Genomic DNA, 7,800 nt, shown 5'->3' with positions numbered 1-7,800 from the left:
GATGAATAGTGTATGAATTTTTGCGATATACTTGCAATAGCCGTTGATATAAGTTATAATATCATTAGGCAAAAATGATGTGAGTGTCCAAGAGGGCACGCAAAAACCCCCGGAGTTGCGACCTCCGGGGGTTTTCTATTCCGTTGTGGGTGGGTGGCTTATACCCAAGGCTGGCTACCGGTTACTTCTTCCTATCCAACCATTTGCAGATGAGGTGGCAAACAACACCCGCCATAATAGAAAGAAAAAATGATGTGATTAAATCCAAGAGGTTACACCCCCTTTCTCTACCGGTCTGGGGGTGGTAGCTTATTCAGTATATCATAAAGGCGATAGGGCAACAAGCATTGACGCGAAAAGCTGAAAAAGGAAGAAAATAAGAGATCAGCAGCGGAAAGTAAAAATGATTCAAAACACAATATCTTGCGGTTGAGATCATGAAAGAAAAAATGGGAAATCGCTTAAAATGGCTGAAAATGCAGGAATTTCGCACTTGACAGCAAAATGAGTTTACCAAAACCACAGTTTTGTATAACTCAGTGTTTGACAATATCAAAGAAACATAGTACAATATACTACAAGGGAGATGATAATATGGCATTTTCGATTAGATTGTCTGATGAAGAAAAGCATTTGGCTGAAAGCTATGCAAAACTCCACTCTATGTCTGTTGGTGAAGCATTTAAGCGTGCTCTGTTTGAAAAAATTGAAGATGAGTATGATATTGCTATTGCAAATGAAGCCTATAGAGAATATCTGAAAGACCCCAAAACATATTCTCATGAGGAAGTGGGGGAAATGCTCGGGCTATGACTGGGTATCAGGTAAAGTATTCTGAACGCGCAACAAAAGAACTTAAAAAGATGGATAAGTATACCCGACAGATGATTTATTCTTGGATCGGTAAAAACCTTGTCGGATGCGAAGATCCACGCCAGCACGGAAAAGGTTTAACTGCAAACAGAAGTGGCCAATGGCGGTATCGGATAGGAGACTATCGGCTCATCTGTCAGATAAATGATAATGAACTGGTGATCCTTGCGTTGTCAGTAGGCCATAGGCGGGATGTCTATAAAGAAATTTATTGACAGGGGCGTTGCAAAAAGATCTTCGGCCTGTTATAATACAATCCCATCCGTTCCGATCGGGACGCAGCAGGCGAGCCGGAGCCTGCTGCGGGCGCGGCGTGAGCCGCGCCCAGATCCATAAGCCCCCCCTATCTAACAGGGGGGTACAAATTGCCATAGATCAGCCGCTTTACAAGGTACAAACCCTGACGGCATCTTGGTTTAATGATTTTCAAAGGTATGTCAAAATCGAGGGTTAATGTCACAGACCTATCTGAAAAGTACCGAAAGCGAATCACCATGAAAAGTAGATCATGGTCAAAAAAGAACCGGAACTTTACTCTTAAAGTTCCGGTTCTCTTTAACATGATGAAGTGTCTATAAAACCTACCTTTTGTGGACGATCAAAAAAATAAATGCCGTATCCTGTGGATTTTTCTTGCAATTTCCGCTCAAGTGTTTTATACTATCCACAACAACAAAAGAAAAAACGACTTTTCAACACGAAGGCTAAGCGTTTAGCGGACGCCAACCTTCCTTAGAAGAGAACCGATTTAGCGGATCGGAGCCTTCGCAGTGAAAAATCGTTTTCGTACAGATATTATAGCTCGTATGAAAGCGGTTTGTCAAGCGTTGCAGCGGATTTTATGCCGACCGATTGTAGAAAATCGGTCGGCATTTTTGTGCTTATTTAGGTAAAACCCGCAAATATGTGGTTTTTACATAGTCTAAAGTGAATATCGAGAGGACAAGCCCCAAATTTGTTTTTCAAAAAACAGTAGCGAAGGGCTTGGTTCAGTGCGGCCTTTTTCCGGTCGCCCGGGGGAAGCTGCGCATCCGTAACACGCAGGTGTGGACGAGCCGACGCAGAAAATCGTTCCGGAGATCGGTGCTAAGCTGCCCCAGCGTTGCCGATCGACGTCAGTTCGGCTGACAGCACCGAACGGAAATAAGATGCTAAGCGGAGGATCGTGAGTGCGACACCTCCAGCGGCCTGCAGGATCACGATGCAGGCGGGCATGAGCCGTGCGATAAAACGCGGTACAGGCCACGCTGGTTGAATTACGGGGCAGCCAACTGATGGGGACTCGTCCGATTCCCATGATCGGTGTGGTAAGGTCCGGTTCGCCGGACTTACTCTGCCCTCCGAAGATCTGAACCGTTCCCATCATCTTGCACCTGACGGTGCTTCTTGTCAAGAAAGATTTTCGTTTTTCTCTTTTTTCTTTGGAGCGCCGCCGTGAGAATGGTGATAGGGGGAGCACGGTTGTGGGCAGGTTGCTTGCAAGCTGTCCATCATCCGTGCTGGGGGGAAGAGGAAAGACGCGGGCGGCTGGTTCTCGTTCCTCTTCCCCCCACACCAGCGTTAGCTGGTTTTCATTTACATTTTCCTTTGAAAACTGTATGATAGAATTATGCTGAGGAAGGGAATTTTTTGTTTATGGCTACAAAATCAATCCGTCAAATTGCGGAAGAATTAGGGGTATCCAAAACGGCGGTACGAAAACAAATCGCAAACCTTGGTTTGCAATCTGGTTTGCGAAAAAACGGAAACCAGTTCGCGATTGACGAATCGCAGGAAGCGCAGATAATACGGGCATTTTCGGGAAAATCGCAAACCGAAAACGGAAACCAGTTCGCGAACCAAACGGAAACCAGTTCGCGAACCGAAAACCATGAAGTTTCCGATTTAGTTTCCGTTTTGCAAACCACGGTAACTGTGCTGCAGGAGCAGCTGCAGGTCAAGGATCAGCAGATCGCCCAGCAAGCGCAGATAATAGATCGTCTGTCGGATGCCCTGGCAGCGGCTCAGCAGTCGGCGGCTGCAGCCCAGGCACTTCATGCGGGGACGATCCAGCACCAGCTCTCAGAGGATGCCGGAGATTCCGCTAAGGCCGAAGAGGAGCCGTCAGCAAGGCGAGGTTGGTTCAGTAAATTGTTTGATAGGTGAATTTACACAAAAAAATAGAGGGAAGCAATTACGAATTGCTAAAATGTAAAGCCGAAGTGGTTTACTTTTCTCATGCTTAGGATTAGGGTAGGGGTGTAATAGATGACGCTGGAAGAAAAATTAGTAGCATTGCGGAAAGGGAAAAATCTATCTCAGCTTGAGTTATCCGAAATCTTGCATATATCGCGTCAGGCCATATCAAGGTGGGAAGTGGGGATAGCCGTTCCTACCACTGATAACCTGAGAGTTTTAAGTGAGTTATATGGAGTGTCAATAGATTATCTGCTGTCAGACGCTGCAGAAATGTCGGATACGATACATACGGATGATAATTCAAGTGAGAAAACAGCTAAAAAACGTAAGAAATATGTACGAATATGGATGTTATCATTTATTATAGTAATTGCAGTGTTATTATTTGTAGGTATTGCGATCGCATATCAAAATAAAAACAACAATGAAACTCCAATTACTGAAATGGAAACAGAAGAAGAGCCGGTTACTTTTTCTGGAGACTTTTCGGTAAGTTGGTAGGCCGCTCTGAAAGGTGTGTGGTAGCTAGTGAAAGTTGGAAAGGTACTTAGCTGTTTCTTAGTGGGGGTGATGCTTGCCGGATCGGTTGGTGGCTCGGCCAGTGCTGCGGAGATTAAGCAGGGTGTTTTGACTGAGCAAGTGATAGAGATGGAAATGGAAAGAGCTTCGGGGTCATTTAATATGACTGTACCGGCTAAGTCAACGTTGAAAGCTGATAAGAGTTTTCCGTTGGAAGCAAGTGAAACAGTGACGATTAAGGCTACCTATTCACCTTTTTCGGCCAGCGTTGATTTTGGATTGGTTGATCCTGACGGTATTTTTCATTACTTACGAGGTAGTAACGGGACATTTGATAAAACGATTAAGGTAGATAAGCGAGGAAATTATCTTTTTGCTGTTCGCAATAATTCGTCGGGGAGTGTCTCTGTTAGTGGATTTGTAAATTACTGAACGAGGTGAGCGATTATGAAAAAAAGTATTATAGCAGGAATTTTGACTATTTCTGTTTTGTTTAGCTTCACATTGTCTGCATCTGCACTATACACAGACGTGAGTAAATCTATTCCGCTTGCACCACAAAAAATAGAGTATATGGATGAACAAGGTTCTATTATTGTAGAGCCGGGCGCAATAGAGCCAGATGATGGTTCTATTGTTGTTTCTCCTGATAATCCAATTATGATTACGAGGGCAAAAGAAACATTTTCAATTCAAAATTGGGCAGCAGATCAATACTATACTTTATCAAGTGATAAGGAAATGGTATATGGTGAGAAGATAAGGGTTGAAGGTTCGTGGAACAATCCGAGTGCACGTATGGAGGTAAGCTGTAGTGTACGCAGAAATGGTTACTGGGCACCTGTATCTGTATCATCTTTTTCATCAGGAAGTTCTACGACTATTGCTGTAGGAGATACAGGTCTTTTCTTAATTCAAGTAAGTCCAAGTGATAATGTTGCCAGTGGATCTATTGCTATTAGCTATAATGTGTAGGAATTGGTTGCACTATATTGCGTAGGGAGGACAAACGCCATATGAAGATGAAAAATAATTTTTGGAAGTGCGTAGGATCAGTAGCATTATGTGGTATGTTTTGTGTTGTATTTGCTTATGCAGTAAGTGATTATTCTCCTTGGACATCGACTGTAACCGGTATGAATAATATTAAATATCATGGAAGAACTGGTATAACTGCATCAAATGGAATGGTATCTTCTACAGCGACAATTCTGACTACAGATAGTACAAAGGTGCCAGCAAAATATGTGAAAGCTTATGCGGAACTTTACCGCGGTATTGCATTAGCCTCTTATGGTGGACCGGTAGAAAATGGTGCGTTGAGCACGGGTATTACTGCAACTACAGGCAAAGCAAGTGGACAAGGAACGTATACCGCTCATGGCACTACGTGGTATAAGGGAAGTGATGGGGCAATGAAAACCCTTGAACTGGAGAGCGTAGATTATTATATGGCAGTTCGGGCTAATGGCGGTGTAGATTTAACTACTGAAGAAAAACAGATACATACCAATGCAGATGGAGGAACTTATGGTGAGGCAATGGTTGTAAAGTATTTGAATGAAGATGTAGATATGATCTCTGCTATCGGAAAAAATGGGACAGAAGGATATATTAAAACATCTGATCTTCCGCATAATATACCTGATTATGTTCCACATGATCATGATATTCCGGTTTATGCAAGTGATGGCGTAACAGTTATTGATTCGTTTTTCATTTCCTCGGGGTATACAGATACGGTAGAATAGGTAGATTTTTTGACATAGGTCACATATAAATCAGGATCCCTTTGAAGTTTCAAAGGGATCCTGATTTACTGGGAAAATGGAGCAGTTTTACGAATGACAGGATAACGGTTTACCCGTTTGCAAAGGTGTGAACGGGTAAACCGTTATATGTATGGTAACGTGTTTATATTGACGGTTCTGCGCGGTCATGTTATTCTATAAGAACAGAAATATTAACCTTTATCAGAGCCACTTCGGGTTTTGATACACCCGGTGATGCATGGCTGCCGCAGTAACCTTTGTGAATTGGAAAGTGCATCACGATCCTGCAGGAGTAACCCTTGTGAAAGTGCAGGTGTGAAATGTATCGTTGTAGGACTGGTAACCCGTTGAATGTAGCCGGACATACTGTAAAAGTGCCGGGGAGCTGCATCACTCCAAAAGGATGCCGACAGAACCCTAACTGCCGTAGATCGTCGGATAATCAATAGGGCTGCACACATAAGCAAGATAAAAAGTGTAGGGGGAAATCCCAATTCCGTCACACATAAGACGTTAAAAAGTGTACCTTTGCTGAATGTACGGGATCTGTATGATCCGGCAGGAAGCGGCTTAGCTTTAACATCACTGCATCAGGAGTAGATCTCATGGGCAGAAAAAACAAATCATACTACAAGGATCTCCACCAACAGGCTTACGACCGACTGAACGGGATGTTGGCCATTGGGGAGAGCAAGAAGGAAGCCGTGGCCAACGGCACGGACAGGGAGAAGATCTATTCTTTCAATACTTATCAGACATATTGGAAACACACGAAATATTTTTTGAAATACATCAAGGAAGCCCATCCGGAATGCACAACGCTGAAAAGCGCGAAAAAATATGTGAATGAGTGGCTGCAGCTGCGCACCGATCAGGAGCTTTCCGCATGGACGATCCAGACCGAAGCAAAGGCTCTGAGTAAGCTCTACGGCATCCAGCCAGACGATGACGGGTATTTTAAGCCGCCGAAACGGAATCGTGCGGATATTAAGCGGAGCCGCGGTGACCGTGTGCGGGATCGCCATTTTTCGGAAGAGAATAATGACGAGCTGGTTAAGTTCTGCAAGGGGACAGGGCTACGTCGCAGCGAGCTGATGGAGCTGCGAGGGAAAGACCTGATGACCAAGGCGCAGATCAAGGCTGAGATCGTCAGGATCAATGCGCTGCCGGTTGGCGAGAGATCTGCAGCGGTTGATAAGCGGCTTGAGATGCTGCAGGACACATGCCTGTTTGACGAAGAATACTTTACCCATGTACGGAACGGAAAAGGCGGAAGAAATCGTCTTAGCCCGATTATCGGCCAATTTGCAGGGCAGATCATAAGGCGGATCATGGACACGCCTGCAGAAGAGAAGGTTTGGCAGTATGTGAATACAAATGCCGATATTCACGGGTACAGGGCGGAATATGCGACAGCGATATATAAAGCTCATGCGCGGCCAATACAGGATATCCCGTATGACCGTGTACATCGGGGAACCGGCCGGAGATACCAGAGTGAGGTTTATACCTGCAGGAAGGACGAAGCAGGAAAGAAGCTGGACAAGGCCGCTATGCTGGTCTGCAGTAAAGCTCTTGGACATAACCGGATCAGCGTTGTAGCGGATAATTATATTCGTGGTCTATAAGAAAGTGGGAAAATAATGCCCAGATTTGTAAAAGAACGGCTGTTTGGTGGATTTGCAGATATACCCGGGGATCATAATAACCCGGAGTGTACGCATGTCCTCCTGACCAAAGAGGAATATATGCGTCTCCTACAGGAAAAAGCAAAGGCAGAGCAAGAGAAACGATTTGCTGAGGGTGAAGCAAGAGAAAAAATCCGGATGTCGGAGCAGGAGCTGGAGTACCGGACGGCTGCAGCTGAGAAGTTCGCGAAAGAGAAGATCCAGCAGGTGGAGCAGAAACTGGATGCGGAGAGAAGCGAGAGTGCTTATCAACGTAGTCTGAATGAGAACCTTCTCCGGATCTCGCGGGAACGTGCAAATGCGGATCGACGGCTGCGGCCTAAAAAAGAGCATACAGGTTATGTGGTGGTATCGTCTGCAGAAAAGGAAATCAGCTACAAGGATTATTACGGCAAAAACAAAAAGGTGATGCTGTGGGAGACTGTGCTGCAGAGCCCATATTCGGTAGATTTCACAGAAGAGCAGGCACGGCATCAGATGCAGGAATTATTTAATCGGGGAGAAAATGGAAGATGGTTAATCAGCCAGATAGGAATCAACGCTTCTACCGATGGTGGATATGCGCACTTGATAAGTGATCCTAAAACGCGTGCAGAACTAGCAGTGAGAAATTTTCTGCTGGATAAGCGGTTGCGGGCAAATTACCGTGCTGGTTATTGGGAAATAATTTTCCTGCATACCAAACCGCTAAGCGTTGTACCAAAGAATATGCGGGCGCGGTAATATGCGTAAAAATGATGAATAGTGTATGAATTTTTGCGATATACTTG

General features: G+C 44.7%; 9 protein-coding genes. All 9 read left to right on the top strand.

The genetic code is table 11. The features are described from left to right. The first annotated feature begins 594 nt into the window (after positions 1-594). The 9 genes from relB to T363_RS0113060 all read left to right on the top strand — a co-directional run bounded on the left by relB (position 595) and on the right by T363_RS0113060 (position 7,753). Positions 595-813 carry a type II toxin-antitoxin system RelB family antitoxin gene (relB, locus tag T363_RS0113095; RefSeq protein ID WP_031476542.1) on the top strand — a complete coding sequence of 73 codons (219 nt, stop codon included), beginning with the start codon at positions 595-597 and terminating at the stop codon, positions 811-813. Next, positions 810-1,088, top strand: coding sequence for a type II toxin-antitoxin system RelE family toxin (locus T363_RS0113090; RefSeq protein ID WP_031476540.1), 279 nt, complete (start codon positions 810-812; stop codon positions 1,086-1,088). The genes relB and T363_RS0113090 overlap by 4 nt, the downstream gene beginning before the upstream one ends. A gap of 1,414 nt (positions 1,089-2,502) precedes the next feature. Continuing rightward, entirely contained in the window at positions 2,503-3,018 is a 516-nt protein-coding gene (locus tag T363_RS0113085) for a hypothetical protein (RefSeq protein WP_456263907.1), read from the top strand. A gap of 102 nt (positions 3,019-3,120) precedes the next feature. Next, complete coding sequence (locus tag T363_RS15315; RefSeq protein WP_051643287.1) at positions 3,121-3,552, top strand: helix-turn-helix domain-containing protein; 432 nt, start codon at positions 3,121-3,123, stop codon at positions 3,550-3,552. A 27-nt stretch (positions 3,553-3,579) separates the two neighbouring features. Then, on the top strand, positions 3,580-4,002 hold the full coding sequence (locus tag T363_RS15310; protein ID WP_051643286.1) for a hypothetical protein: 423 nt from the start codon (positions 3,580-3,582) through the stop codon (positions 4,000-4,002). Positions 4,003-4,017: 15 nt separating this feature from the next. Further along, positions 4,018-4,545 (top strand): hypothetical protein, encoded by a 528-nt coding sequence (locus tag T363_RS16170; RefSeq protein ID WP_154658817.1) that lies wholly within the window; start codon positions 4,018-4,020, stop codon positions 4,543-4,545. A gap of 41 nt (positions 4,546-4,586) precedes the next feature. Next, positions 4,587-5,321, top strand: coding sequence for a hypothetical protein (locus tag T363_RS16165; RefSeq protein WP_154658816.1), 735 nt, complete (start codon positions 4,587-4,589; stop codon positions 5,319-5,321). 626 nt (positions 5,322-5,947) lie between these two features. Continuing rightward, the gene (locus T363_RS0113065; RefSeq protein WP_031476530.1) at positions 5,948-6,970 is read left to right on the top strand and encodes a hypothetical protein; all 1,023 of its coding nucleotides are present in this window, start codon (positions 5,948-5,950) and stop codon (positions 6,968-6,970) included. Positions 6,971-6,985: 15 nt separating this feature from the next. Continuing rightward, a complete protein-coding gene (locus T363_RS0113060) occupies positions 6,986-7,753 on the top strand; it encodes a hypothetical protein (protein WP_031476528.1) in 768 nt (255 codons plus the stop codon). Positions 7,754-7,800: the final 47 nt, after the last annotated feature.

It is taken from the genome of Agathobaculum desmolans ATCC 43058, assembly GCF_000701665.1.
Classification (GTDB): Bacteria; Bacillota; Clostridia; order Oscillospirales; family Butyricicoccaceae; genus Agathobaculum; species Agathobaculum desmolans.
The sequence above is the reverse complement of the archived record's forward strand: the minus strand, read 5'-3'. Positions and strand labels throughout refer to the sequence as shown.